This window comes from Winogradskyella arenosi (genome assembly GCF_003337305.1).
In the GTDB taxonomy this organism is placed as follows: domain Bacteria; phylum Bacteroidota; class Bacteroidia; order Flavobacteriales; family Flavobacteriaceae; genus Winogradskyella; species Winogradskyella arenosi.
The window spans coordinates 303315-329720 of the sequence record NZ_QPJO01000001.1 but is presented as its reverse complement, the minus strand read 5'-3'; the positions used below and the strand labels follow the sequence as shown (position 1 = coordinate 329720).

Here is a 26406-nt window from a genome sequence, read left to right as displayed (position 1 = left end):
ACGCTAACTCATATAGCGATTAAATCTATTCATTTTTTTATGGATAGCTTAAAAGTTAACAAAAATTTTGAAGATAGCAGGATAAATAAAAGCAATACCAACCATTAGAAAGTATTATATTAAGAGTGTATTTTTGTAAGGGAAAAAGAAAACTATGGCAAAAGGAATATTATTAGTCAATTTGGGCTCGCCAGACAGTCCAAGTCCTAAAGATGTGAAGAAATATCTAGGAGAATTTTTAATGGACGAGCGGGTTATTGATTTACCTATTGTGGCAAGAACCTTATTGGTAAAGGGTATTATTTTAAATACTAGGCCTAAAGCCTCGGCAGCGGCATACCAGAAAATATGGTGGGAAGAGGGTTCGCCTTTAATTGTGCTTTCAGAGCGTTTGCAAGAAAAAGTACAGCAAAAGGTAGATTACCCTGTGGCGTTGGCCATGCGCTATGGTAGTATGACTATAAAAAAAGGACTTCAAGAATTGGTAGATCAGGGCTGTACCGAAATTAAGACCATACCATTGTATCCTCAGTTTGCTATGGCAACAACAGAAACGATTGACGTTAAAGTTGATGAGTTAGTGGCTGAGCATTTTCCGGGAGTTACCATTACACGTACACCAGCCTTTTATAAACGTGAAGATTATATCAATGTGCTTTCAAAGAGTATCGGAGAAGTGTTGAATGATCTTGATTACGAACATATTCTTTTCAGTTATCACGGAGTTCCTGAGCGCCATATCCGTAAAAGTGATATTACCAATGGTAATTGTAAAATGAATGGAAAATGTTGTTTCAAAAAAGGAAGCAAACAACATGAGTTTTGTTACCGCCATCAATGTGAAATCACCACAGTTAACGTGGCTAAAAAGTTAGGCTTAAAGAACGGGACGTATTCTACAACCTTTCAATCACGACTTGGCTTTGATCCATGGCTAAAACCATACACAGATCGTACTATTGAACGAATGGGGAAAGAGGGCATTAAAAAAATGGCCATTGTAACTCCGGCTTTTGTTAGTGACTGTTTAGAGACTTTAGAAGAAATTGCCATGGAAGGCGAAGAAATCTTCCATGAAATGGGAGGGAAAGAATTTACCGTTATTCCTTGTCTTAATGAACGTGATGATTTTGCTGAGGTGCTGAGTAGTATTGTAAAAGAATGGGCGACACCTGAAACAAAAAACGTTTAATGGCCAAAGTATCGTCAGAAGCATTAGGCAATGAACCTATTGGGAAATTACTGATAAAGCAGGCCGTACCAGCATCGATTGGGGTGTTGGTAATGTCGCTTAATGTTTTAGTGGATACGGTTTTTGTAGGTCAATGGATTGGAGTTATTGCCATTGCAGCCATCAATATTGTGCTTCCGGTCTCCTTTTTTATTGCCGCCTTAGGAATGAGTGTGGGAATTGGAGGAGCCTCTATTATTTCTAGAGCTTTAGGGGCTTCTCATTATGAGAAAGCTTTAAAAACCTTCGGGAATCAAATTACCTTAGTCTTACTCTTAACCACAAGTATTGTAGCCTTAGGGCTCTACTATGTGGATGATATTATATTACTTTTTGGTGGAAAAGGCGCCATTTTTGAACCCGCAAAGGTGTATTATAAAATTGTGCTTTATGGCATTCCGATGTTGGCCTTTTCTATGCTTGGAAACAATGTTATTAGAGCCGAAGGGAAACCCAAATTTGCCATGTATGCCATGATGATTCCTTCCGTAGGGAATCTGCTTTTAGACTATATCTTTATCAATCTTTTAGATTACGGAATGGCGGGAGCAGCATGGGCAACAACCCTGTCTTATGGGTGTTCTTTTGGGTATATGCTGTGGTTTTTTAGTTCTAAACAATCGGAGCTTAAAATTAGTTTTGCACATTTAGGCCTCGATAGGCCTATCGTAAAAGAAATTGCGGCTTTAGGTTTTGTAACCTTAGCAAGGCAGGCCGTGGTGAGCGTGACGTATCTGTTTATGAATAATATTTTATTCAATTTAGGTGGGGCCAGTTCGGTAACGGCATATGCTATTGTAGGGCGTATGCTTATGTTTGCCTTATTTCCGGTATTGGGCGTTACCCAAGGTTTTCTGCCTATAGCTGGTTTTAATTACGGTGCTGAAAATTTTGACCGCGTCCGTAAGAGCATTAATATTGCTATAAAGTACGCCGCCATTTTAGCGAGTTTTATCTTTGTGGTGTTAATGTTATTTCCAGAGGCTATTACTAGAGTTTTTACCTCAGATGTTGAGGTGCTTAATGAAACGCCTATGGCCATGCGTTGGGTCTTTGCAGCCACACCTATTATTGCGTTACAGCTTATTGGTGCCGCTTATTTTCAGGCTATCGGAAAAGCAAAACCTGCCTTGTTCCTTACTTTAACTCGACAAGGGTTTTTCTTTATTCCTTTAATATTAATTTTACCCCAGTTTTATGGGGAACTCGGCGTTTGGGTGTCATTTCCTATTGCCGATGTGCTTTCAACACTAGTGACAGGTTATTTTTTAAATCGGGAAATCCGGAAGAATCTCATTCCTAAAACCGTCTAATTGTATTGTATGATGGATTACTATAATTACCTAAAATCATTTCATCTTATTTTTGTAATTACTTGGTTCGCCGGGTTGTTTTACATTCCTAGATTGTTTGTATATCAAATAGAAGCTTCTGAAAAACCGTCACCAGAAAAGGAAATTTTAGGCAAACAGCTAAAGCTTATGGCGAAACGTTTGTGGTATATTATAACATGGCCTTCAGCAATTTTAGCAACCTTATTTGCAATACTATTATTGGTTTTAAGTCCGGTTTGGTTGCAACAAAGTTGGATGCATGTAAAACTACTCTTTGTACTGCTCTTATTTTTGTACCATTACAAAACCCATCGCTATTTTATACAACTTCAAAACGATGAGGTTAAAGTGACTTCTAGTTATATGCGAATATGGAATGAGGGGGCAACCTTTATTCTCTTTGCAGTGGTCTTCCTTGTGATCCTTAAAAGTGCCTTGAATTGGATTTTTGGCGTGATTGGCTTATTTGTATTGGCCTTTTTGCTAATGCTTGGGTTTAAGTTTTATAAAAATATACGTTCTAAAAATCCGGATGCTTAACGTTTTCTGAAGCGCAAAACGTGTTTTAAGAACTTAACACCCTAATTTTAAACTGAAGGTTCTTGGGGTCTTATTTTGGATTGATTATTGCTATCTTTAAAACTTGTAATTAAAATTAGCAGAGCAATAGCTTTAAACCGGTAGTATCAGAATGATTAAACGTTTATCCTTAAGAACCCGAATTATTATCAATATGATTCTTTTGGTGCTGTTAGCTTCAGGCTTAATTGCTGCGGTTACCATTTATCAATACAGGGAAGAAGCTAAAGATTACCATGAAGAGCGCCTACAACGTAAAGAAAGAGCAATACAGCAAAGTATTGGCTTTGTCCTGAGGGAAACCACCTATCCGGTCACCACAGAAAATATTCCATTAATTTTTAAAGATGAAATTTTTGAAATTGATGCCATTCATAACCTTCAAATTAAATTATATGATCTTGATGGTCAGTTGTTAAAAAGTTCTAAGCGGACCTTGCAAATTGATGCTGAAGAGCGTTGTCTAGATCCGGAAATACTCAATGTTTTATCCAATACCCTAGAGCATCGTTATGTAATTAAAAATAAGGTGGCTGGACATACTTTTCAGTCCTCCTATACCTATATTATGGATGAGAAGTTTAAAAACATTGCCATTTTAAACTTGCCCTATTTAGAGAATGACGACTTTTTCAATAAAGAGCTTAAAGAATTCTTATTGCGCTTGGCTTATGCGTATTTGGTGTTAATATTTGTGGCCATAATATTTGCCTATTTAATCTCTAAATTTATTACCAAATCGTTAAAAACCATTAGCGATAAAATGAGTGAAACACGTTTAGAAAAGCGCAATAAAAAAATTGAAATAAAGGCCTCTAGTGAAGAGATTGAGACTTTAGTTAACTCTTATAATAGCATGATTGATCAATTAGAGGCGAGTGCCGTAAAATTGGCCACCAATGAGCGTGAGCAAGCCTGGCGAGAAATGGCTAAACAGGTGGCGCATGAAATTAAAAACCCGCTGACCCCTATGCGATTAACTGTTCAGAGTTTTGAACGTAAGTTTAATCCGGAAGACAAGAATATTCATCAGAAATTAAAAGAGTATAGTGATACCCTAATTCAGCAAATCGATACCTTAAGTTCTATTGCATCTGCATTTTCAAACTTTGCCAAGATGCCTGCGCAAAAAAGCGAGGAGCTCAATGTGGTGCTGATTGTAAAAATGGCTCTCGATATTTTTAATGAAGATTATATTGAGTTTTATCCCGAAACAGAAGAAATTATCGCGAAATTCGATCGTACACAACTCATTAGAGTGGTGACCAATTTGGTTAAGAATGGTATACAGGCAATTCCAGATACGGCAGAAGCGCCAAAGATTGTGGTGCGTGTTTTTAGTACACAAGATAAGGTGAGTATCACTATAGAAGATAATGGTTCAGGAATAGCGGAAGAGACAAAATCTAAGATTTTTGAGCCAAAATTCACAACCAAATCTAGTGGTATGGGCTTAGGTTTAGGGATGGTGAAAAACATTGTAGAAACTTATAACGGAAGTATTACCTTTACATCTCAGCTTGGTAAAGGCACTATTTTTACGGTTGCTTTTCCGAAGCATTAAACCACGTTTAAACTAAAGTAATGAGGACAAGAACCTAGATAGAAAGCTATTTAGACCTCATTTATAACTAAATATAATTAATAAGATTCCTGCTTTTTGGGGAATACAAATACGTTATTATGAATTACGACAATATTTTATCAGAGTATTCAAATGGAATTACCACCATTACAATTAACAGACCTAAAAAATTAAATGCTTTAAATAAAGCGACTATTCAAGAACTACACGAAGCTTTTGATGCGGCTAATACCGATGCTGATACCAAGGTTATTATTGTTACTGGAAGTGGTGAAAAGGCCTTTGTTGCAGGAGCAGATATTAGCGAGTTTGCTGATTTTAGTGTTGAAGAAGGTGGTGCATTAGCTGCACAAGGACATAAGCTTTTATTCGATTTTGTAGCCAATTTAAGTACACCAGTTATTGCTGCTGTCAATGGTTTTGCACTAGGAGGAGGCTTAGAATTAGCAATGGCGGCACACTTTAGAGTGGCGAGTGCTAATGCTAAAATGGGCTTGCCAGAAGTTTCTCTTGGAGTTATTCCTGGTTATGGTGGTACACAGCGTTTGCCACAATTAGTAGGGAAAGGAAGAGCTATGGAGATGGTGATGACTGCAGGAATGATTGATGCTGAAACAGCTTTAAATTACGGCTTGGTGAATCACGTGGTGCCTCAAGATGAATTATTACCATTAGCGGAAAAAATTGCAAGTAAAATTATGCGCAATTCGTCTGTAGCTATTGCAGAAGCTATTAATGCTATTAATGCCAATTATGAAGCTGGTGTTAATGGTTTTGAGGTAGAAATTGAAGCTTTCGGAAATTGTTTTGGTACGGAAGATTTTGTAGAAGGGACTACCGCATTCTTAGAGAAACGTAAAGCTGATTTTCCAGGGAAGTAATCTACTTAATGAAAAAAGTAATTTTCGTTTTTGTTTGTTCGCTATTCATCCTCTGTTTGAATGGTCAAGAGCGCGATACACTGAGTTTAAAATCTTACGATAATCTTTCTAGTTTAATTGATAAAAGCTATCTAGAAAACCCAGAGCTTTCAGAAACGTTAATTGCGTATTACATAGAAAAAGCAGAACGAGAGTCTAATGCAAAAGAAACAATACGAGGATTATCTAAGTTTATTAATCTTCAAATAAATTTAAGACATTTTGATGCTTTTAAAGCAGAGCAAGAGCAAATGTTTGCTTTAGCAACAACAGATGTTTTAGAACAAGAGTTGACTGCAATTACCTATAAACTTGGACGTAGTTATTTTTTTCAAGGACGTATTGGTAAAGCCATGGAAATGCAAACCCATGCTTTGGCGTTAGCAAAAAAACAAAACCAATTGGATTTAGAAAGCGCCGTTTTAATGCAATTGGGTTTTGTGAAATCTTTTGTTGGCGATAGGGAAGCATCTATAACATATCTTAAACAGGCGTTAGATATAAGTCAACGACAAGATTTAGTTCGTACCCCTTCTGCAACTGAAAGCAATTTAAGACAGCAAGTAGTTACATTGTATTATTTAAGTCAGGCTTATATTAAATCTAAAGTAAAAGATTCTGCTAAAGCCTATGTAAACCAAGCTATAACCTTTAATAGAATTGTAAAGGATAGTTGTCTTACAAAAAGGCTGTACAGAACGCAAGGAGAGGTTAATTTATTATATGGAAAGTACAACGAAGCACTTTCTAATTTTGAAACTTCAAAGACCTATTGTTTGCCCATTAGTGAATTGGAATCTTTAGTTTATTCCGGACTTTATGGTAAAGCGTATATAGGTTTAAAAGCGTATGCAAAAGCCCAGAAAATTCTGCAAGAAGGATTAGATAATTACCATGTTTCTGAAGAGGAAGAAGGCTTTATGGAAGACCATTATAAAATGTTAGCAAAAGCCTATAAATACAATGGTAATATAGAAAAGTCTAATTTTTATTTTGAAAAATATATTCTTACTACCGAAGCACTTAATAAAATTCAAGATACGGTGGTGGGGGTTTTTAAACAGCAAGAGTTAAAAGCTTTTGAGGCCGAATTGGATGCCATAAATTCTGAAAAGAATAGCTTTAAATATAGTGTTGCAGTTTCTGTTGTAATCATTCTTATTCTGTTAATTTTTCTTTTTAGATTCAGTAGGCTTAAAAAGAAAAATGAAGCAAAATTTAAAATGCTTTTAGAAAAGGTAAATGCAGAAAACCATGTGGCCTCTGTTAGCGATCATGTAAAAGATGAGGTGCCAGAAGACAATCCGTCGGATATAAATGAAACAACCAAAAATCAGATTCTTGAAGGTTTACGTAAATTAGAAGCACAAGAATATTTTTTAAGACAAGATTGTAATTCTTATAATGTTGCTAAGAAAATAAAAACAAATACGTCGTACTTGTCTAAAGTAATCAATTCTCATTACCAGAAAAATTTCAATACCTATATCAACGATTTACGAATTAACTATGCGGTTTTAAAACTTAAAACTGATACACGTTTTAGAAAGTTTTCCATTCAATCCATCGCTGAGGAAGTAGGCTATAAAAGTGCCGATTCTTTCACTAAATATTTCAAAAAGAAAACCGGATTAAATCCATCATTCTACATTAAAAAGTTGAATACTTTAGATTAAAATTCCTTCAGTTTTACCCTAAATTTATAAATTTAGGGACTTCATTATGTAGACGCAGTTAAACTACTTGCTTTTGTTTTAATTATTTAAAAATCAGAATTTTAAATAATGTTTTTCACACCCTATTTTTCTAAAACTGGGTATGCTTCCTTTGTTTTGTGCGTTTTTTTAAAGGTACTTTGGTTTCACAATCACAAACCAATTAAATCTCTTTTAAAAATGAAAAAACGAATCATTTACATCTCAGTTATTATTCTTATAGGGGCTTTTTTAGTAGGTCTTTTTAGTGCTTTTTATGATAGTCATTCGGCTGATGAAATCACCGTAAATCAAATTGAAGCCTCTTTAAATACTCATTGTAATTGCGACAGTATTTCAAAGGATATGTATTCTAAAGGAGTGCAGTATTCTAAAACAGAAGGGTTTTCTGTAGCGCACGTAAGTTTCAGTTTAATTAACTGCAAATACGAATCCTTACAAAAAGAAGCCAATCGCATTCATCAATTGTTAGTAAACGATGTTGAATCTCTTAAAAACTTCAACTTAATAAGCCTAGATATTATTTCTGACGATAGGCACGAAACAGTTACAATAAAAAACGGTCAATTAGAAATTTAGAAGAAATATGATAATCCTGATCAAATTAATAATAGAAACTTTAATAACAGTATTAAACTAAATCCTTAATAAAATTAAAATTATGAGAAAATTAAATCAAATCGCATTCGTCATTGTTGTATTTATTGTAACCACATTTAGCATTGCCGCCCAGAATAATCCTAAATCTATTTTATGGAAAATTGAAGGCGATAATATTAAAACATCTTATCTATTTGGTACTATACATAGAATACCTAAAAAGGATTTTATTCTAAAAGATAAAGTGCAAAAAGCTTTTGAGTCTTCAGAAAAAGTGGTGCTAGAAATTGATATGGATGACCCTAATTACTATGCAGAGTTTATGAAATTAATAGCGTTAAAAGAAGGTGAATCGTTAAAATCTTATATGTCGGATGTTGAATTTAAAACGTTAGACACGTATTTAAAGGAAAAGACTGGTGTAGGTGTTAATAATTACAATAGGTTTAAACCAATGATGTTAATGTCTGTATTAGCAATGACCTCTATTGGAGATGGTCCTTTTGAGAGTTACGAGATGAGCCTGGTTAATATGGCTAAAGCAGCAAACAAAGAGGTGAGTGGTTTAGAAAATGTAGCCGATCAGATAAATGTTTTTGAAAAAGATCCTTATGAAGAGCAGATTGATACTTTAGTTGAAATGGTGGATAATGGAAATAATGAAATGCTCTACAACCAGTTATTACAATACTATCTTGCTGAAGATGTAGATGAGATGTATAATTTTATGGATGACTATATGCATGATGACGCTGAAGGCATGAAGCGTTTTCTAGACGATAGAAACACTAAGTGGATTCCTAAAATGGAAGCTTACTCTAAAGATAATACAGTGTTTTATGCTGTAGGAGGTGCTCATTTAGGTGGCGATAAAGGGGTTATTAATTTACTTAAAAAAGCAGGTTATACGGTAACGCCAATTTTAGATTAATAAGTGCCAATGCAATCCTATTTAAAAAGTCCTTAATTTAATAATTAAGGGCTTTTTTGGGTTTGTAAAAAATTAAATCTATTCCGTTAAAACTACAACCTGTAGCCACGACCCATCCCTTTTCCTAATAATTTTATACAATGGATTTTAAATCGAAAATAAAAGGGCGTGGCGCCCAAAAAAATATACACAACCGTTTTTTTGAATTGTCTCATGAAATACGCGATGATTTCTTAGAGTTTTGTGAAAAAGAAGGGGAAATTGCAGATAAAAACAAAACGCAATATCTCAATGTGTTTCCTAAAACTATTGTGAATAAAGTAACTAGTCCAGATGTTGGCATGGCTTATTCTATGAATATGTACCAAGGATGTGAGCATGGTTGTATTTATTGTTATGCTCGGAATTCACACGAATTTTGGGGGTATAGTGCCGGCTTAGATTTTGAACGAAAAATACTGGTAAAAAAAGAGGCGCCAAAATTATTAGAAGCGCATTTAAAAAAGAAAAGTTGGAAAGCCCAAACCATAGTAATGTCTGGAAATACCGATTGTTATCAGCCTGCCGAGCAGCAATTTGAATTGACTAAACAATGCTTAGAAGTGTTTCTAAAGTATAAACATCCGGTTGGTATTATTACTAAGAACGCTTTAATCTTACGTGATATAGAAATATTAAAGGCTTTAGCAGAAGATCATCTTATTGCGGTAAATATCTCCATAACGTCTTTATCTGAAAGAACACGGCGTGTTTTAGAGCCAAGAACAGCAACTATTAAACGAAGACTTCAAGTTGTAAAAGCCTTGAGTGATCAAGGGATTCCTGTAAATGTGATGTTGGCTCCCATTATTCCTTCTATTAATAGTCATGAGATATTGCCAATGGCAAAAGCGGTGGCAGACGCGGGGGCTTTTGGGATTAGCCATACTATAGTTAGGTTAAACGGTGCTATAGGTGAAATTTTTACGGATTGGATTCATAAAACCATGCCCGATCGGGCGGCTAAAGTATTACACCAAATTGAAAGTTGTCATGGTGGGACGCTCAATGAAAGCGACTATGGGAAGCGAATGCATGGCGAAGGGCAAATAGCGCAGCAAATTAATGATATGGTAAGGTTGGCGCGGCTTAAATACTTCAAGAATAAAGCGATGCCGCCGTTAAATACTGCTTTACATGAAAGCTATAAAGACGGGCAGTTGAAACTTTTTTAAACAAAAAAAGTGGGCTCTCTACAACCCACTTTTTGAACTAAATAAACTAATATAAACAACAATCTATATTCTGAAATTCTCGACGAACACTCTGTCATTCGACACGATTCTGGCTGTGTAATTGCCTCTAAGTGATTCGTCTAATTGGTACACACGATTTAAAATCTTACTTCCTTTTACTGTTTCAGAAAGAATTAAATCTCCTTCGTAGTAAAGTTCAACATCCATGCTATCATCGGATTCTAAATCTAATTTTGAAATTAAAACTTTTGAATTTTCTTTTCTTACTACGGGCTTAAAAATGACTTTTCTGTTAGCGTTTAAGTAAGACACTAAGTGATTTTTAACTTCAATAGTATTGATTTCTATTTCAAAGTCTTTAGTGATTTCTACCGTGTACTGACCGTCTTTTAATTGTGTAAAATTGAAAAGAGAAGTTAGTGCTCCTGTATAATTAACAGTTCCGCTGTAAATCACCATTCCGGTAGCGTCAGCTACAGAAATTAAGTTTCCTTTTTTAACGTAGTTAGACGCTGGTACAACCTCTAAAGTTTCGTTGGCGTAGCTGGTTAATGTTCCGAACATCACAGCTAGTATAAATAGGTTTTTAATTAATAATTTCATTATCTATAAGGGTATGTAAATATATAGGCAAAGATAGAGGGCATCTTCAGGTTTGAAAACAACGATTTTGTCATATTTATATACAAAATTAACCGAATGCCTGTTAGGTGTTTTTCTTAGGGTTAATTTAGCATATATTAGTGGTAATCTGCCATAGGTTTTGAATTTTCAAGCTTTTTTTGCGGTTTTATTTAAGGTTGAATTTTGTAAAATCACAGTTTTTTTTCCGGATACCCTAAACTTTTTGGGGTCTATTTTGTAGGAGTCTTCCTTTGATGTATAAAATGGCTTTAATCCTTGGGGTTGGTCTCTATATATATTGAAAAATACAAACGGATAAATAGAGCTTTTGGGTAGGGCGAATAATAAAGCAGAATACGATTTGTGGAATTACTATGAGAAACAAGACGAATAGGGAATGACTAAAACTTTCTACAGCGTAGATTGGTAGTTAAGCTTTGGTGATGCTAGGTCATCATATCGTAGTGTAAATGCTTCTGTGTTCGTTTTAATCAGGAGATCTTAAAATGTAAGCATAAAAAAAGTGAGCTCTTAAGAGCTCACTTTTTGGAATATAAACTTATATATAAACAACAATCTATAATCTAAATGTTTCAACGTATTGGCGATCGTTAGATTTTACCACAGCAGTATAATCACCTTTGATCTTTTTATCAAGTTTGTACACTCTATTGATAATTTCAGCACCATTAACAGTTTCATTAAGGATTAATTCGTTTCCAAAATAAAGTTGTACTTCCATTTCATTAGTGTTTAATGCTAATTTTGAAATGATCACACGGTCGTTTTCAATTCTGAATACGGGCTTAAAGATCTTTTCACTTTTTTGGTCAATAAAGTTAACCTGGTGGTCTTTAATCTCAACAGTATTAACTTCAATTTCAAAAGCTTTGTTTATTTCAATAACATAAACACCATCATGAAGCTGAGAGAAGTCGTATAAGGTATTAATGTCACCATCAAAATTAACTAATCCGCTAAATATAATAGCACCTTCAGCATCCGTTACGGTAATTGAATTTCCTTTTTTTACATCATTAAAACTTGGTACAGCCTCTAACGTTGTGTTGGCGTAGCTTGTGTATGTTCCTAACATCACTGCGAATACTAAAATGTTTTTGAATAATGTTTTCATAATTTTTCTTTTTTTGAGTTATGTTGAATCTTAAAAAAAACTTGGGTTTTGATTTATAATTTGCTTTTAAACATTTAATTAAGATGTTTCAACACGGCAAAGATAGAGTGGGTTTAGATGCAAGAAAACAAGCATTTTGGCACAATTATATACATAATTAACCCATTGATGTATGTGGTTTATATATCGGGTTAATATAGTATATATTGGTGGTAATCTGCCATAGGTTTTGATATTTTCAGCTTTCCTACAGTAGTGCATTCAATTGTTTTATATAGAACTGTGAGTTTTATATAAGTTACTCTTTAGGTTAAGATGTGTAGAAATTTGGAGTTATAAGCCTAATCGATTTATTCTTTATAGATCTATTGTATTTATAAGGATGTAATAAAACGTGAAAGACGTCTTTAATATAAAGGGGATGCCAAACGCGGTGAATAGCTGTGAAATAGCGACCATATTATAAGGACGCTTATAATAAGGACTAGGAGGAGGAAGTTTAATACTGATTTCTGATTATACTATATAGAAGTATCTAATCACAGGCTTCGGGGCTTTCGCGATCTTTAATCCTAAAGCGCCAAATAGGTGTATAAAAAAAGTGAGCTCTTAGGAGCCCACTTTCAGCAATATAAACTTATTTATAAACAACAATCTCTATAGTTGGAATGTTTCTACGTATTGACGGTAGTTAGATTTTACCACAGCGGTATAGTTGCCCTTAATAGTTTTATCAAGTTTGTAAACTCTATTAATAATATCATCGCCATTAACGATTTCATTATATATTAATTCATTTTCAAAATACAGTTGCACTTCCATTTCATTAGTGTTTAATGCTAATTTTGAAATGATCACACGGTCGTTTTCAATTCTAAATACCGGCTTAAAGATCTTTTCACTTTTTTGGTTAATAAAGTTAACCTGGTGGTTTTTAATCTCAACAGTATTAACTTCAATTTCAAAAGCTTTATTTATTTCTATAACATAGACACCATCATGAAGCTGAGAGAAATCGTATAAGGTATTAATGTCCCCATCAAAATTGACCAATCCGCTAAATACAACAGCACCTTCCGCATCTGTTACGGTAATTGAATTTCCTTTTTTCACATCATTAAAACTTGGTACGGCCTCTAATGTTGTGTTGGCGTAGCTTGTGAATGTTCCTAACATCACTGCTAATACTAAAATGTTTTTGAATAATGTTTTCATAATGTTCCTTTTTTTTGGGTTAAGCTGAATCTTAAAAAGATGTTTTGAGTTATAACTGACTATTAAACATTTAGTTAAGATGTTTCAACATGACAAAGATAGAGTGGGTTTAGGTTATGTAAAACAAGGATTTTGGCATGTTTATATACATAATTAACCTAATAGGGGTTATAAATGAGATATTAGGATAATTATGTATATATTATTGGTAATCTTCTATAGGTTTTCATTTTGAATAGATTTAACTTTGCCGTAATTATTAGACTATGAATACAAGAAAGCCTACGTTAGAGAAAATAAGTCCAGAATTTGGTAGCTCTATTTTGGTACGAAAGCATCAAATAGATGCGTATAAAAAAGAGGTGAAGCCCTATTGGCACTTTCACCCAGAGATTGAATTGGTATATGTTAATAAAGGACAAGGTAAACGCCATATCGGTAATCACCTGTCTTATTTTAATAATAGCCAGTTATTATTAATAGGTTCTAATTTGCCTCATAATGGGTTTACAGACCGTTTAACCATTAATGGTTCTGAAACATTAGTGCAGTTTAGACCTGAATTTTTAGGTGATCATTTCTTTGATATTCCTGAAATGGAAGCGATTAATAAGTTGTTTGAACTTTCTAAGAAAGGCATTTTATTTGGTGTAAAGACCAAATTAAAACTCGGTAAGAAAATTGAAAGACTCAATGAGAAAACTGGTTTTAAACGAATACTGATCCTTTTAGAGGTATTACATGGATTGGCAAAATCTGAGGATTATACCATACTAAATGCAGATGGTTTTGCTTTTGAAACAGAACCTCAAGATAGTGCTAAGATTGATATTATCTTTAAACATGTAAACCAGAATTTTAAAGAGCATATCAGTTTAGATGAAATTGCGGATAAAGTAAGTATGACGGTGCCGGCCTTTTGCCGTTACTTTAAAAAGGTTACTGGGAAAACATTTACTAAGTTAGTTAATGAATACCGTGTGGTACATGCTACAAAACTCTTATCTGAAAGTCAAATGAGTATTGCTGATATAAGTTTTGAATGTGGATTTAATAACTTTTCGCATTTCAATAAACTCTTTAAAGAGTTTACAGGTAAAAGTGCCTCTAAATATCGAGGAGAACTGAAGTTAATGGTACAGTAAAAAGACAGCATCGCTATGGATGATAAAATTGAAAACGCAATAGCGTATTATACAAAGCAAGGCGAGGCTATTTTGGCTGCTGTTAATTCTCGTCAAAATCTCACTGCAGATGAAGTGATACATTATGGCGAAGAGATGGCAAAAATAGAATATAAATTAACCGCCTTAGAAGTCGCGCGAGAGAGTTAAACAAAAAGTGCGATTTTGACATGTCAAAATCGCACTTTTTTATTTTTTACCTTCCCATTCTGCCAAAAACTGATTTAAAAAGCCTTCCATATAATGGTGGCGTTCTAAGGCAATTTGTTGCCCTGTTTTGGTATTCATTTGGTCTTTAAGCAACAGTAGTTTTTCGTAAAAATGGTTAAGGGTTGGAGCATCAGAATTTTTATATTCAGATTTACTCATATTAAGGTTAGGTTCAATTTCAGGATTGTAAAGCGCTCTGTTTTTAAATCCACCATAATTAAAACAACGGGCTATCCCTATGGCGCCAATGGCATCTAAGCGATCGGCATCTTGTACAACCTCCATTTCTTTAGAACTAAAGGCGTTCTTGTCCGTATCAAAAGAATTTTTAAAAGACATGTGATCTATAATATTTGTCACATGCACAATCATATCTTCATCAACGTTTTGTGTTTTTAGAAAAGTACGTGCCACCGCTGCACCTAACGTTTCATCACCATTATGAAATTTAGGATCTGCAATATCATGAAGTAAAGCAGCCAAAGCTACTGTAGTTAGGTTAACCGCTTCATATTGGGCAATGAGCAAACTATTCTTATAAACACGCTCTATATGAAACCAATCGTGGCCACCTTCGGCATGTTTTAATTCGGTTTTTACAAAATTAATCGTGGCTTCAATAAGCGCTTTGTCTGTATTCATCCGTGATGCTTATGCAGGATCTACCCACTTAAATTGATACGAGTTTTCTGGGATTTTCATACGTTCCGATAAACGATACATACGCGGCGGTAATTTCATAAGGTAATCGCGAGCTTTTTCAGCTTCGTCTGTAAGTCCGGTAATTTTATCAATTTCCCAACGGTCTAAAAGTTTCTGTAAGATGTCTACGTAATCATTCGACGTATACACACCAATACGTTGTGCTGTATTAGAAAATTCTTCAAAAGCGGTACCAATACTCTCACCAGATTCTCTTAAGAAATGGGCCGGCATCGCAATTTTACGCTTCATCATATCGTAAAACGCCATCATCATTTGGCTTGGATCTACGGCAAAAATACGCTCTACAAATTCAGAGTAGGCGTGGTGGTGACGCATCTCATCACCAGAGATAATTTTACACATTTTAGCCAGTTGTTTGTTGCCTTTTTGCTTGGCAATCTTAGCCACACGGTTATGAGAAATATAAGTGGCTAACTCTTGGAAACTTGTGTATACAAAGTTTTTGTAAGGATCTCTACCCGTTCCAATATCAAATCCGTCGTTAATTAAATATTGCGTAGTTTTTTCAACTTCGCGCATATTTACTCGTCCGGATAAGTATAAAAATTTATTTAAAACATCACCATGTCTGTTTTCTTCTCCTGTCCAATGACGGATCCAAGTGGACCAACCATTATTTTCTACCTGGTCTACACCTTCAACATCCATTAACCAAGATTCGTAAGTTGGGAGGGCTTCTTCAGTAATCATATCACCGACTAAAACCACCCAGAAATCATAAGGAAGCTCTTTAGAAAGTTCTCTAATTTCTCTGACCTCTTCAAAAAATGTATCTTTTGTAGAATCGGGCAAGAAATCTGTGGGTTGCCAGATTTTTTCAACAGGAATTAAATATTTTTCTATAAGAGAATCGACATCTTTTTCAAGATGTTTCATGACCTCTAATCTTACGTTTTTTAATGACATCTTTTGTGATTTTTTAGATGATTATAGTTCAATGGCTCCAACAATTGTGTTTTCAACTTGCTGAATTAATTCGGACTTATCTGTAAAGTTAACAATTTCTAGGGGCTTATGAACAGTAAAAGTCATATGATTTCCTATACCCATTGGAAAATTACCATAGCGTAGCATTTTCCAAGAATTGTTAACGGTGACCGGAACGATAAGTGCAGAAGGGACTTTTTTAAGGAGCATTTCTAGCCCTTTGGTCTTAAATGGCTTGGGTTTACCGTCTTTACTTCGTGTGCCTTCAGGAAAAATAACAGCGGCACGTTTGGTGTTTTCTATATAAGTTCCAAAGGTCATCATAGCGGATAAAGACTGTCGGGCATTTTTTCGGTCTATTAATACAGAGCCGCCATGTCTTAAGTTATATGAGACACTAGGAATGCCTTTTCCTAGCTCTTTTTTAGAGACAAATTTTACGTGATGCTTTCGTAAATACCACATGATTGGGGAGATATCAAACATGCTTTGGTGGTTAGATACAATAATAATAGGGCGCTCGGTGCTGATCTCGTAAGGGTTGTAAAACGAAATTCTTGTGCCTAAGAGATTAAGACAGCGCATTATAAAAAACTGTAAGGCGTCTACCGTTTTTTTTAAGGCTTCATACCCAAATAGATTATAACTTAACCATTGTATCGGGTGGAATATGACCAAGGTTAAACCGAAGCATAAATAAAATATAACAGAAAGCGGGTAGGCTAATAATTTTCGCACAGTATTCAATTTATTGAAACAAAAATAATCAAAATCTTAATGTTGCAGGTACTAAAAAATAGGAATACACTCTTGGTCTTCGCAGTTAAAGCCTATGGGCGGTATAGCCACAGAACAATCGGATATAGCCCCACAGTTTAAGTTGTATTCAGCCTGTTTTTCATTGTAGGTGTTAACTAGATTCTCCAATTCTAACGTGTCTATAGAAGTGGTGTAGATTAAGTAAGACCAAGGGCCACCGCAAGGTTTTGACCCAAAGGGGAGGTAACGGCATTCAAATTCATCGCTACAAATAGCGCTGCGAGCATAGCTTTCTATAAAGGCTTTTTGCTCCACTAAATCTTGTAGTAGTGATGTGCAGTTCATATGATCATCATGGTTTTCATCGGTACAAGCCGTGACCAAGAGGAGCGCAAGCCATAGAAAAATGAGATAACGAAACTGCATAAAAACGTTTTTACTAAGATAGAACGTAAGACGGTCTTAAAATAAAAAAACCACGATAATATCGTGGTTTTTAAGTCTTGTAAAAGCTAGTGCTTAAGAGCAGTGCTCGTTATAAGCATCTTTAAGGTTTTCTGCGATTAATTCTGCAGGACGCCCTTCAATATGGTGACGCTCTAACATGTGTACCAATTCGCCATCCTTAAACAAAGCCATACATGGCGAGCTAGGAGGGAAAGGAATCATGTATTCTCTTGCTTTATTGGTAGCCTCTTTGTCTACACCAGCAAAAACAGTCACTAAATGAGACGGTCTTTTTTCATTCTGAATACTCATACGAGCGCCAGGTCTAGCATTGGCAGCGGCACAACCACAAACCGAATTTACCACCACTAAGGTTGTTCCTTCTTTTGCAATCGCGTTATCTACAGCTTCTGTAGTGTGTAATTCTTCAAAACCGACGTTGGTTAAATCCTCACGCATTGGTTTTACTAATTCTGCTGGATACATATTTTTTAATTTTAATTAATCTCAATTGAAATGCAAAGATAAGTAAAATTAATAGGCAGCCTACAGTCTTTAGTAGGCAGATTAAATAGTGCTATTGTAGAACACTATCGCTTAGGGATAACTTAACTATCTAAAAGTAAAACAAACCCTTCATCAGATACCGGCTTGCTTAAGGGAATTGTAACAGGAGAGCGTAAAAGGTCGTTCTAGTTTTTTTGAAATCTTAATTTTAAATTCAATAAAATCTATAATTTCAAGTCTGTTTCGTAACAAGTTGTAAATCTCTTCTACTAATAATCTGTTGTAAATGTTAGGCGAATACTTTTTAAAGCTAAATTTTGTGGTCTCTGAAATCCTAATTTTCACTTAAAGACCAAACGTTTTAATAGGTTCGTGGTATATTTACAGCCTTAAAAAATTAAAGAGAATATATGAGTTTTGCAAAATGGATTGGTGGTGCAATTGGATGGTCGTTTGGAGGTCCAATAGGCGCCATTATAGGATTAGCCTTAGGGAGTTTTGTTGATAATATTGCCGATAAAAGTGCGCCTTTACTTGGTGATCGTCAAACGGGAAGGCAAAGTGATCCTTATCGTTCTACAGGAACACGGCAACAGCCAAGAACACAATCTGGGGATTTTGAAGTAAGTCTATTAATCTTAGCCTCGGTGGTGATTAAGGCTGATGGTGTGCAAGACCAACGTGAGCTCGATTTTGTACGTCAACAGTTTGCTAATATGTATGGTAAGGATAGAGCTAATAAGGCTTTTGAATTGTTTAAGCGTATTAATAAGCAAGAGATTTCAACCCGTCAGGTGTGTTTACAGATAAAGCAAATGATGGACCATGCGTCGCGTTTACAATTGCTTCATTTCTTATTCGGAATAGCAAAAGCGGATGGCTTGGTAACTGAAGATGAATTGCAGCAGATTTTTACAATTTCAGGCTATTTAGGGATAAGCAACCGCGATTATCAAAGTATAAAAGCGATGTTTTATAACAGTAGCGATAATGCCTATAAAATTCTTGAAATTGATAAGTCGGTCTCTGATGCTGAGGTTAAAAAAGCTTATCGTGCTATGGCAAAAAAATACCATCCCGACCGTGTGGGGCATTTAGGTGAAGAACACCGTGAAGGTGCAGAAGCTAAATTTAGACAGGTACAAGAGTCTTATGAGCACATTCAGAAAGAGCGCGGTTTTAAATAAGCGCTACAGGGCCTGATGGTTTAGGCCTTGTTGTCTTTTTCTTTTTGTCGTTTCTCTATATGCTTAAAGTAACGTTGTGTGCGGTATTTATTATAGCTATAAACGCATAGTACAATAAAGCCTAGAATAATTAGGCCATTCTTTCCGGTAATATAGTTGAGTACTGTCATAAGAATTTAAATATGAAGCTCAGTCGCTTTGTAAGGATTATACTTTCAATTATTTTATACGATTAGCCTCGGAATAAAAAGAAATCGGCCTTCATATCTTCAATTTGGGCATCTTCATTAGTCATGATATAATCAATGGCTTTAGAGGTAAATTGATCTCCTTTTTCAGTTAAAGACACGATATTTTTATCCAGACGGATCATATTGTTCTTTTGTGCTAAATCTAAAACGCTTTTGGCACGCACCTTCTGCCAATTAATATGTTCATAAAGGTGGTTGACGTGGCGCTCTTCAAGTTCATCATGATTTTTTAAATGCAGTAGAAAGGTCAATAAAGAGACTTCAATTTGCTGTTGTCTTTCTCGGTACATCACGGCAATTATTCCTTTGGTAGGAGCAAATAAATACACTAGTAAAAACACAAGTCCAAGAACCGTGGTTATAGATCCTGCAATTGAAGCGTCTAACCAGTGGGCGACCCAATAGCCAAACACGGCACTAAACACACCAAAACTGATGGCTAAACCGAGCATCTTTTTTAAATCTGTAGTCAGTAAATAAGCTGAAGCTGCTGGTGAAATCATCAACGCTACCACTAAAATAGCCCCGACAGCATCAAAAGCGCCTACGGTGGTTACTGAAGATACAGACATGAGTCCGTAGTGGATAATGGCAGGCGAAAACCCAAGTGAGGCCGATAAGCCTTCGTCAAACGTGCTTAATTTTAACTCCTTAAAAAATAGGATTAACAAAGACACCGTAACTAATAAAATAAGGCCAACCACCCAAAGTGATTTAGGGCCTATATCAATGCCATTAAATAAAAGACGGTCAAAAGGTGCAAAAGCCAGTTCGCCTAATAAAACGGCATCCACATCGAGGTGAACGTCATTCGCATTTTTAGCAATAAGAATCACCCCAATACTAAATAACGCAGGGAAGACTAAGCCAATGGCGGTATCTTCTTTTACTAAGCCTGTTTTTTGAATGTATTCTACTAAGACTACGGTGATTATTCCGGTTAAGGCAGCCAGTAGAATAAGTAGGGGAGAATTTAAATCTTGCGTAATAAAAAAACCAACCACAATACCCGGTAATATAGCGTGACTAATGGCATCGCTAATCATAGCCATTTTCCGTAACACTAAAAATGTTCCAGGGATGGCGCAGGCAATGGCGACTAAACTAGCTATGAGCTGTATTTCTAATTGGGCGCTATTCATCGTTTGTGCTCTGTTTAGTATATAAATTGGCTGCAGTTTCAAACCCTGTTGGGGTTAGACTCCACATGTTTCCATTAAGTTTTACGTAGTCTTTATCGACCAATTTCTGAAGGGTACTTTTTGTGTAACCTTGAAAATTGTTAAGCAGCTTTACCGTGTGTGGGTGAGAAATATTTTCATGAGTTTCTGCGATGTGGTACATAAAAGCTAAGGTTTTATGCAATTCTAAATCCCGTCTGTTTTTTATAACTCTAATTTGTTTAAATAATAAGCCACGACTGGGTGAAAAGATAAAGGAGAAGGCTACAAACACACTAGCGACAAGTACAATTACGGGACCTGTAGATAAATTATTCTGACTGGCACTAATGGCGGTTCCAAAAACACCAGAGAAGGCACCAAATACAGCGGCTAAAACAACCATTTTAGATAAACTATTGGTCCATTGTCTTGCAGCAGCAGCAGGAGCTAATAGCATAGCGCTCATTAAAACAACGCCAACAGTTTGCAAGCCTAAAACAATGGCTAAAACAATGAAAACGGTAATGAGAATATCTATAATTCGGGTGTTAAACCCTAATGTTTTGGTATAATCGGCATCAAAGAGGAGTATTTTAAATTCTTTCCAAAACGTTAGCATCACTAAAAGGCAAACTCCTGTAATAATAGCCATCATCCAAACATCACTTTCTACTAAGGTAGCCGCTTGCCCAAAGAGGTATTTGTCTAAGCCGGCTTGGTTGGCATTAGGTTGTTTCTGAATAAACGTAAGAAGGAGCATTCCAAATCCAAAAAACACAGATAGGATGAGGCCTAGAGCGGTATCCGATTTCAGGTGGGTTTTGGTGACGATGTTCTTAATCCAAAATGTCCCTACAAGTCCACTAACCAAAGCACCAATTAATAGAGTATTACTGTCTTTTGCTCCGGTTATTAAAAAGGCGATAGCAATACCTGGTAAGGCTGCATGTGATATGGCATCTCCTAATAAACTTTGCTTTCTAAGGACGGCAAAACTTCCAAGCATTCCGGTGATGGCACCTAAAATAGCTGTTCCTAGCGTAATGGTTCTAAGAGTGTAGTCTGAAAATACTAATTCTATGTATGTTGTAATGTCCAATGCGTATGGTAAAATTGAAGCGCTTATGTAGCGTTATGGTATTTGGTTGTTCATTTTTTTTGCGGATCACCGTGTTTTAAAATCTGATAGTCTCGGTGGTATTAGAGGTTATTCTTGAATACTAACTTTATAATTAATGCCATAGGTTTTTGTTAAATTATCATCATTGAAAATATCTTTAACAGGACCTGTAGCAATTTTTTTTACATTTAAAAACGTCACCCAATCAAAATATTCCGGAACTGTTTGTAGGTCATGGTGAACAACAATAACCGTTTTATTGGCCCGTCTTAATTCTTTTAAAATATTGATAATGGCAACTTCTGTTGTCGCATCTACACCTTGAAATGGTTCATCCATAAAATAGATTGAAGCATTTTGAACTAAGGCCCGTGCTAAAAAGATCCGTTGCTGTTGTCCTCCTGAGAGCTGACTAATTTGTCGGTTTTTAAAGGTTAACATCCCGACTTTTTCTAAAGCTTCTAAGGCTGATTTTTTTTCTTTCTGCCCCGGACGTTTTATCCAGCCCAGACTTCCGTAGGTTCCCATCATCACGACATCTAAGGCTGTGGTTGGGAAATCCCAATCTACACTTCCCTTTTGGGGAACATAAGCCACCAATTGACGTTGTTTGCTATAGGGTTTACCATAAAAGGAAACACTACCAGCGATAGGTTTTAAAATGCCTAATATAGATTTTATTAAAGTTGATTTCCCGGCGCCATTTGGGCCAACAATGGCCATAAGAACGCCTTCAGGAATTTCTAAATCAATATCCCAAAGGACCGGCTTGTAATTGTAGGCTACAGTAAGATCGTCAACTTTTACGGCTATTTTATCCATTATTTAAGGGCATTAACAATTGTATTCACATTGTATTCAAACATTCCAATATAAGTTCCTTCTGTAGTACCGGCATTTCCAAGGGCATCAGAATATAGCGTGCCGCCAATTTCTACATGGTGTCCCTTTGAATTTACAGAAGCTTGTAGGGCTTCAATTGTTCGCTTGGGTACAGAACTTTCAATAAAGATAGCTTTAATCTGTTTGTCTATAATAAAAGTAGCTAATTTTTGCACATCTTGAACGCCAGCTTCGGTAGCGGTAGAAATTCCCTGCAGACCTACAACGTTAAAACCGTAGGCTTTTCCGAAGTAATTAAAGGCATCATGAGCGGTAACTAAGATCCTTTTTTCTTCAGGAAGTGTGGCTATCGTTGCTTTTATCTTAGTTTGAAGTTGGTCTAAGTCTTGGACGTATGCAACTTTATTGGCTTCGTACTGTGCGGCGTTAGTAGGATCTTTTTCTGATAATACGGCCGCCGTTTTTTGCGCAAAACGTTTAAAAAACTCGATATCGAACCACACGTGCGGATCGTAGTTAGAAGCAAAATATTCCGAACCGATTAAAGTGTTTTTGTCTAAGGCGTCAGATAAGGCAATAGTGGTTTTATTAACGCTTTCCATTTTTTCAAGCACTTCTACCAATTTCCCTTCAAGGTGTAATCCGTTATAGAAAATGATATCTGCATTAACCAATTTAGAAACATCCCCTTCACTGGCTTTGTAGAGGTGGGGATCTACACCAGCACCCATAAGGCCATTCACATGGATTAAATCACCACCAATATGTTGTACCAAATCGGTAACCATAGTGGTTGTGGTAACGATATTTAGTTTTCCGTCATCTTTAGTCTTATCCGTACAAGCCATAAAAATGAGCGTGATAGCGCATAGGAAAATCATTTTTTTCATAAATCTAAATATTTATTACGAAGGTACTAAAAATGAATGATTAATTGAAGTGATATCGCATTCCAAAAAATAATCGAATTCCTTGATTAGGACCATAGACATAAGAGGGGTCAAAGGTTAGGGCATAAGGGTTGTCTGCGGTGGCAATAACATCGCCACTAGCATCAAAATCCACATTTTCATCAAAAGGATCGTCAGCTCTAGCAATAATAAAAGGATTGCCCTTGTTTGGGGTCCAGTTTAATAGGTTCTTTACACCGCCATAAAGTTCTAAATTGTTTAAGCCATCGAAGGTCAGTTGTATATTCTGAATACTCCATGTAGGCGAATAGTCTTGCCTTGGGTCTAGGTCGCTTAACAAAGGTAATCGCATAGGGCCATAAAGGCTTCCGGTATAATCTAAGGTTAGATGGGTAGGGTAATGTTTGTAACTGAAAGACCAAACCCCAGAGAAGCGTTCCGTTAGTATTTGTCTTGTGGTAATGTCATTTTCGGTTTGTGAAACATCTTGGTGGGTTCCTCCAATAGACGCTTTAATGCCACTTGCAAAAACGGCGTCTACATTAAAACTAAAACCTTTAGAGGTGGAGTAACCGTCAAGGTTGTCGTAGATGATGAGGTTGGGATTGCTATCGTAATCTGGAATAATAGCATTGGTAAAATGTGTGTACCAGGCTGAGGTGTCAAAGGTGAAGTACATGCCGTTTTTAAGGTAGAGTTTCTTCAAATAGTTTAAGGTAAGGTTAAATGACTTTTCCGGATTTAATGTTTCTTCAATCACTACATCTCTAGCGCCAGTTAATGCCGCGTGTTCTTCGGTAAAAAGATTTACAACTCTAAAACCTGTTCCTGCATTTAATCTAATAATATCGGTATCGGTAGGTTTAAATTTATAGGCAAGTCTTGGGGTGAAAATTGTACCGTGCCTACTGTCGTAATCTAATCGGGTGCCTAAGAGTAAACTTTGCTTAGAATGAAGGGTAATTTCATCTTGAACAAACACCGAAGGTATGGTTGTTTCATCGGCTATTGTGGTGGCTGTGGTATTATCGTTATAATAGTTGTAACGCAGGGCAGCACCAACTAAGAAATCGTGATTAGAAAGGGTTTTATCCCAAATAAATTGCCCGTAACCAATGCGCTGCTGTGCGATGTAGGGTGTGTTTCCGTAGACTGAATTTTGGTCGTGGTCCGAATACGAGAATTGGAAGTTAACCTTTTCGCTTAATGGTAATTGGTAGTTTCCTAATAGCTCAAAACGCGAGGTGTAGATACTTTCACCATAAACCTCGTCGCCACCTCTAAAGTTTTTATTCCATTGTAATTCGCCACCCCAACGGTCTTCATAAAAATAGCGTCCGGCAACGGAGAATTTTCGATTATGAGCACGTTTGAAATCCCATTTTTGAAATACCGAAATGCGGTCTTGCAGTGTAAGGTCTGTAAAATTATCATTGTTATTATCAATGCGTTCGTTAAATCTAAAGTAGTTGGTGCCGACTAAAACACTTGCCTTTTCGCCTACCTTTGCTTTAAATCCGGCGTCCAGGTTAAGCTCGCCCCAGCCGGTTAGGAAAGTATCGGCAAAAAAATGCGGGACGTTATCCGGGTGTTTGGTAATGATATTGATTAAGCCTCCAACCGCTTCACTGCCGTATAAAGAGGAGGCTGGACCTTTTACAATTTCAATTTGTTCAATAAGTGAATTGGGAATTCCGGATAAACCATAAACGGTAGAAAGTCCACTAACAATGGGCATCCCGTCAATGAGTACTAAAGTGTAAGGTCCTTCTAATCCATTAATATGAATATCTCCAGTATTACAGACATTACAGTTTAATTGGGGGCGTACGCCATTAACATTCTGAAGTGCTTCAAAAATATTAGGCGTGGGGTTTTTCTTTAAAAAGGTAGTGCTGTAAACTTCTACGGGCACGGCGCTTTCTAAGCGAGATACGGCTTTAAGCGTTCCGGTGACAATAACCTCGCTTAATGCATCACTTTCAATAAGATTAAAAACAAGATTTTGGTCTTTATTTTGAATGGTGATGGTTTTTTTTTGAAGTTTAAATCCTGTAAATGATGCTGCAATGGTATAGGTGCCGGGTTGTAAGTCTTGAAGCGTAAATACACCCTCTGAATTAGTAGTGCTGCCTTTAATGCTATTTTCAATATAAATATTTGCATAAGGGAGTGGTGCCCCTTCTGAAAATACCTTTCCTTGAATTTTGTACGTGGTTTGAGCTGTTGCTGAGGTAATTAAAAGAAATATAATATAATTAATTAGCTTCATCTTGATTTATTTTTGCTAAGATATAAAAATATTTTTAGAGTTGTCTAAAAATATTTTAAGAAAGATAAGTTCTCTATATTTGTAGTTCACATTTCAGTTTATGATCACACTTACAGAGGAAAACTATATAAAGACCATTTATCATTTAAGTACTAATGGTGAAAAAACCGTTAATACTAACGCTATTGCTGAGGTGATGCAGACCAAAGCTTCTTCTGTAACCGATATGATTAAAAAATTATCGGAAAAGAATTATGCCGATTATAAAAAATATCAGGGTGTAACTTTAACGGAAGACGGTAGGCGTGTCGCTGTCAATATTATTAGAAAACACCGCTTATGGGAAGTCTTTTTAGTTGAGAAATTAAATTTTTCATGGGATGAGGTGCATGAAGTCGCCGAGCATTTAGAGCATATTAAGTCAGATAAGTTGGTGGACGAATTGGATGCCTTCTTAGAGTTTCCTACTTACGATCCGCATGGCGATCCTATTCCCGATAAAGAAGGAAATTTTAAACCTTTAGAAAAAATTGTTTTGGCTAAAGCCGAAGTTGGGGCCACTTACAAATGTATTGGGGTTGATGATACGTCTTCTAATTTCTTAAAATATTTAGACAGTAATAAGATTGCTCTAGGCACCATTATGAAAGTATTGCACAAAGAGCCTTTTGATCATTCTGTGAAATTAGCTTTAGAACATGCTGAAATTGTAGTCTCTTATAGTGTGGCTAAAAATTTATATTTAAAGAAAATTGAGGGCTAATACCACTCATTTTTAGGCTTTAAAAGTTAAAA

27 protein-coding genes are annotated in these 26406 nt (G+C 35.8%); 13 read left to right on the top strand and 14 right to left on the bottom strand.

From position 1 onward, the window contains the following. The first annotated feature begins 154 nt into the window (after window positions 1–154). The 9 genes from hemH (at window position 155) to DFQ08_RS01325 (ending at window position 10109) form a co-directional block, all read left to right on the top strand. Window positions 155–1192: a ferrochelatase gene (gene hemH, locus DFQ08_RS01365; protein ID WP_114308001.1), complete on the top strand. Its 1038-nt coding sequence runs from the start codon at window positions 155–157 to the stop codon at window positions 1190–1192. Further along, window positions 1192–2544: an MATE family efflux transporter gene (locus DFQ08_RS01360; protein WP_114308000.1), complete on the top strand. Its 1353-nt coding sequence runs from the start codon at window positions 1192–1194 to the stop codon at window positions 2542–2544. Before hemH ends, DFQ08_RS01360 begins: the two co-directional genes overlap by 1 nt. Window positions 2545–2556: 12 nt before the next feature. Continuing rightward, window positions 2557–3105: a CopD family protein gene (locus DFQ08_RS01355; protein WP_114307999.1), complete on the top strand. Its 549-nt coding sequence runs from the start codon at window positions 2557–2559 to the stop codon at window positions 3103–3105. 193 nt (window positions 3106–3298) lie between these two features. After that, window positions 3299–4708 carry a sensor histidine kinase gene (locus DFQ08_RS01350; protein ID WP_114308645.1) on the top strand — a complete coding sequence of 470 codons (1410 nt, stop codon included), beginning with the start codon at window positions 3299–3301 and terminating at the stop codon, window positions 4706–4708. Between the two features lie 119 nt (window positions 4709–4827). Then, window positions 4828–5610 (top strand): enoyl-CoA hydratase/isomerase family protein, encoded by a 783-nt coding sequence (locus DFQ08_RS01345; RefSeq protein WP_114307998.1) that lies wholly within the window; start codon window positions 4828–4830, stop codon window positions 5608–5610. Window positions 5611–5618: 8 nt separating this feature from the next. Next, window positions 5619–7325 (top strand): AraC family transcriptional regulator, encoded by a 1707-nt coding sequence (locus DFQ08_RS01340; protein WP_114307997.1) that lies wholly within the window; start codon window positions 5619–5621, stop codon window positions 7323–7325. 219 nt (window positions 7326–7544) lie between these two features. Further along, on the top strand, window positions 7545–7943 hold the full coding sequence (locus tag DFQ08_RS01335; protein ID WP_147269427.1) for a hypothetical protein: 399 nt from the start codon (window positions 7545–7547) through the stop codon (window positions 7941–7943). Between the two features lie 82 nt (window positions 7944–8025). Then, entirely contained in the window at window positions 8026–8895 is an 870-nt protein-coding gene (locus DFQ08_RS01330) for a TraB/GumN family protein (RefSeq protein ID WP_114307995.1), read from the top strand. Between the two features lie 140 nt (window positions 8896–9035). After that, on the top strand, window positions 9036–10109 hold the full coding sequence (locus DFQ08_RS01325) for a PA0069 family radical SAM protein (protein WP_114307994.1): 1074 nt from the start codon (window positions 9036–9038) through the stop codon (window positions 10107–10109). A gap of 63 nt (window positions 10110–10172) precedes the next feature. Here the strand turns inward: DFQ08_RS01325 and DFQ08_RS01320 are convergent, their stop codons facing one another. From DFQ08_RS01320 to DFQ08_RS01310, 3 genes are all read right to left on the bottom strand, one after another. Further along, entirely contained in the window at window positions 10173–10733 is a 561-nt protein-coding gene (locus tag DFQ08_RS01320; protein WP_114307993.1) for a hypothetical protein, read from the bottom strand. Window positions 10734–11331: 598 nt separating this feature from the next. Next, the gene (locus DFQ08_RS01315; protein WP_114307992.1) at window positions 11332–11889 is read right to left on the bottom strand and encodes a hypothetical protein; all 558 of its coding nucleotides are present in this window, start codon (window positions 11887–11889) and stop codon (window positions 11332–11334) included. Window positions 11890–12546: 657 nt separating this feature from the next. Further along, on the bottom strand, window positions 12547–13104 hold the full coding sequence (locus tag DFQ08_RS01310) for a hypothetical protein (protein ID WP_114307991.1): 558 nt from the start codon (window positions 13102–13104) through the stop codon (window positions 12547–12549). A gap of 266 nt (window positions 13105–13370) precedes the next feature. Here DFQ08_RS01310 and DFQ08_RS01305 point away from each other — a divergent pair, with 266 nt between their 5' ends. After that, the gene (locus DFQ08_RS01305; RefSeq protein WP_114307990.1) at window positions 13371–14249 is read left to right on the top strand and encodes an AraC family transcriptional regulator; all 879 of its coding nucleotides are present in this window, start codon (window positions 13371–13373) and stop codon (window positions 14247–14249) included. Between the two features lie 15 nt (window positions 14250–14264). After that, the gene (locus tag DFQ08_RS16065) at window positions 14265–14438 is read left to right on the top strand and encodes a hypothetical protein (protein ID WP_181858344.1); all 174 of its coding nucleotides are present in this window, start codon (window positions 14265–14267) and stop codon (window positions 14436–14438) included. A 39-nt stretch (window positions 14439–14477) separates the two neighbouring features. Here the strand turns inward: DFQ08_RS16065 and DFQ08_RS01300 are convergent, their stop codons facing one another. From DFQ08_RS01300 to DFQ08_RS01280, 5 genes are all read right to left on the bottom strand, one after another. Then, window positions 14478–15140 carry an HD domain-containing protein gene (locus DFQ08_RS01300; RefSeq protein WP_114307989.1) on the bottom strand — a complete coding sequence of 221 codons (663 nt, stop codon included), beginning with the start codon at window positions 15138–15140 and terminating at the stop codon, window positions 14478–14480. A gap of 9 nt (window positions 15141–15149) precedes the next feature. After that, window positions 15150–16130: an acyl-ACP desaturase gene (locus DFQ08_RS01295; protein ID WP_114307988.1), complete on the bottom strand. Its 981-nt coding sequence runs from the start codon at window positions 16128–16130 to the stop codon at window positions 15150–15152. 21 nt (window positions 16131–16151) lie between these two features. Beyond that, window positions 16152–16889 (bottom strand): lysophospholipid acyltransferase family protein, encoded by a 738-nt coding sequence (locus tag DFQ08_RS01290; protein WP_114308644.1) that lies wholly within the window; start codon window positions 16887–16889, stop codon window positions 16152–16154. A gap of 51 nt (window positions 16890–16940) precedes the next feature. Further along, a complete protein-coding gene (locus DFQ08_RS01285) occupies window positions 16941–17336 on the bottom strand; it encodes a hypothetical protein (RefSeq protein ID WP_114307987.1) in 396 nt (131 codons plus the stop codon). 93 nt (window positions 17337–17429) lie between these two features. Then, entirely contained in the window at window positions 17430–17843 is a 414-nt protein-coding gene (locus DFQ08_RS01280; RefSeq protein ID WP_114307986.1) for a BrxA/BrxB family bacilliredoxin, read from the bottom strand. Between the two features lie 431 nt (window positions 17844–18274). Between DFQ08_RS01280 and DFQ08_RS01270 the strand changes: the two genes are divergently transcribed. After that, window positions 18275–19051: a TerB family tellurite resistance protein gene (locus DFQ08_RS01270; RefSeq protein WP_114307984.1), complete on the top strand. Its 777-nt coding sequence runs from the start codon at window positions 18275–18277 to the stop codon at window positions 19049–19051. A 20-nt stretch (window positions 19052–19071) separates the two neighbouring features. On the opposite strand, the gene DFQ08_RS16060 is transcribed toward DFQ08_RS01270, so the two are convergent. The 6 genes from DFQ08_RS16060 to DFQ08_RS01245 all read right to left on the bottom strand — a co-directional run bounded on the left by DFQ08_RS16060 (window position 19072) and on the right by DFQ08_RS01245 (window position 25611). Next, window positions 19072–19221 (bottom strand): hypothetical protein, encoded by a 150-nt coding sequence (locus tag DFQ08_RS16060; protein WP_181858343.1) that lies wholly within the window; start codon window positions 19219–19221, stop codon window positions 19072–19074. A 62-nt stretch (window positions 19222–19283) separates the two neighbouring features. Beyond that, window positions 19284–20444 carry a metal ABC transporter permease gene (locus tag DFQ08_RS01265; RefSeq protein WP_114307983.1) on the bottom strand — a complete coding sequence of 387 codons (1161 nt, stop codon included), beginning with the start codon at window positions 20442–20444 and terminating at the stop codon, window positions 19284–19286. Further along, the gene (locus DFQ08_RS01260; RefSeq protein WP_114307982.1) at window positions 20437–21564 is read right to left on the bottom strand and encodes a metal ABC transporter permease; all 1128 of its coding nucleotides are present in this window, start codon (window positions 21562–21564) and stop codon (window positions 20437–20439) included. Before DFQ08_RS01260 ends, DFQ08_RS01265 begins: the two co-directional genes overlap by 8 nt. A gap of 108 nt (window positions 21565–21672) precedes the next feature. Beyond that, on the bottom strand, window positions 21673–22407 hold the full coding sequence (locus tag DFQ08_RS01255; protein WP_114307981.1) for a metal ABC transporter ATP-binding protein: 735 nt from the start codon (window positions 22405–22407) through the stop codon (window positions 21673–21675). After that, window positions 22407–23318, bottom strand: a complete 912-nt coding sequence (locus DFQ08_RS01250; RefSeq protein ID WP_114307980.1) for a metal ABC transporter solute-binding protein, Zn/Mn family — start codon at window positions 23316–23318, stop codon at window positions 22407–22409. The genes DFQ08_RS01255 and DFQ08_RS01250 overlap by 1 nt, the downstream gene beginning before the upstream one ends. A gap of 40 nt (window positions 23319–23358) precedes the next feature. Further along, window positions 23359–25611 (bottom strand): TonB-dependent receptor, encoded by a 2253-nt coding sequence (locus DFQ08_RS01245; protein ID WP_114307979.1) that lies wholly within the window; start codon window positions 25609–25611, stop codon window positions 23359–23361. Between the two features lie 103 nt (window positions 25612–25714). Between DFQ08_RS01245 and DFQ08_RS01240 the strand changes: the two genes are divergently transcribed. After that, on the top strand, window positions 25715–26374 hold the full coding sequence (locus tag DFQ08_RS01240) for a metal-dependent transcriptional regulator (protein WP_262508875.1): 660 nt from the start codon (window positions 25715–25717) through the stop codon (window positions 26372–26374). Window positions 26375–26406: the final 32 nt, after the last annotated feature.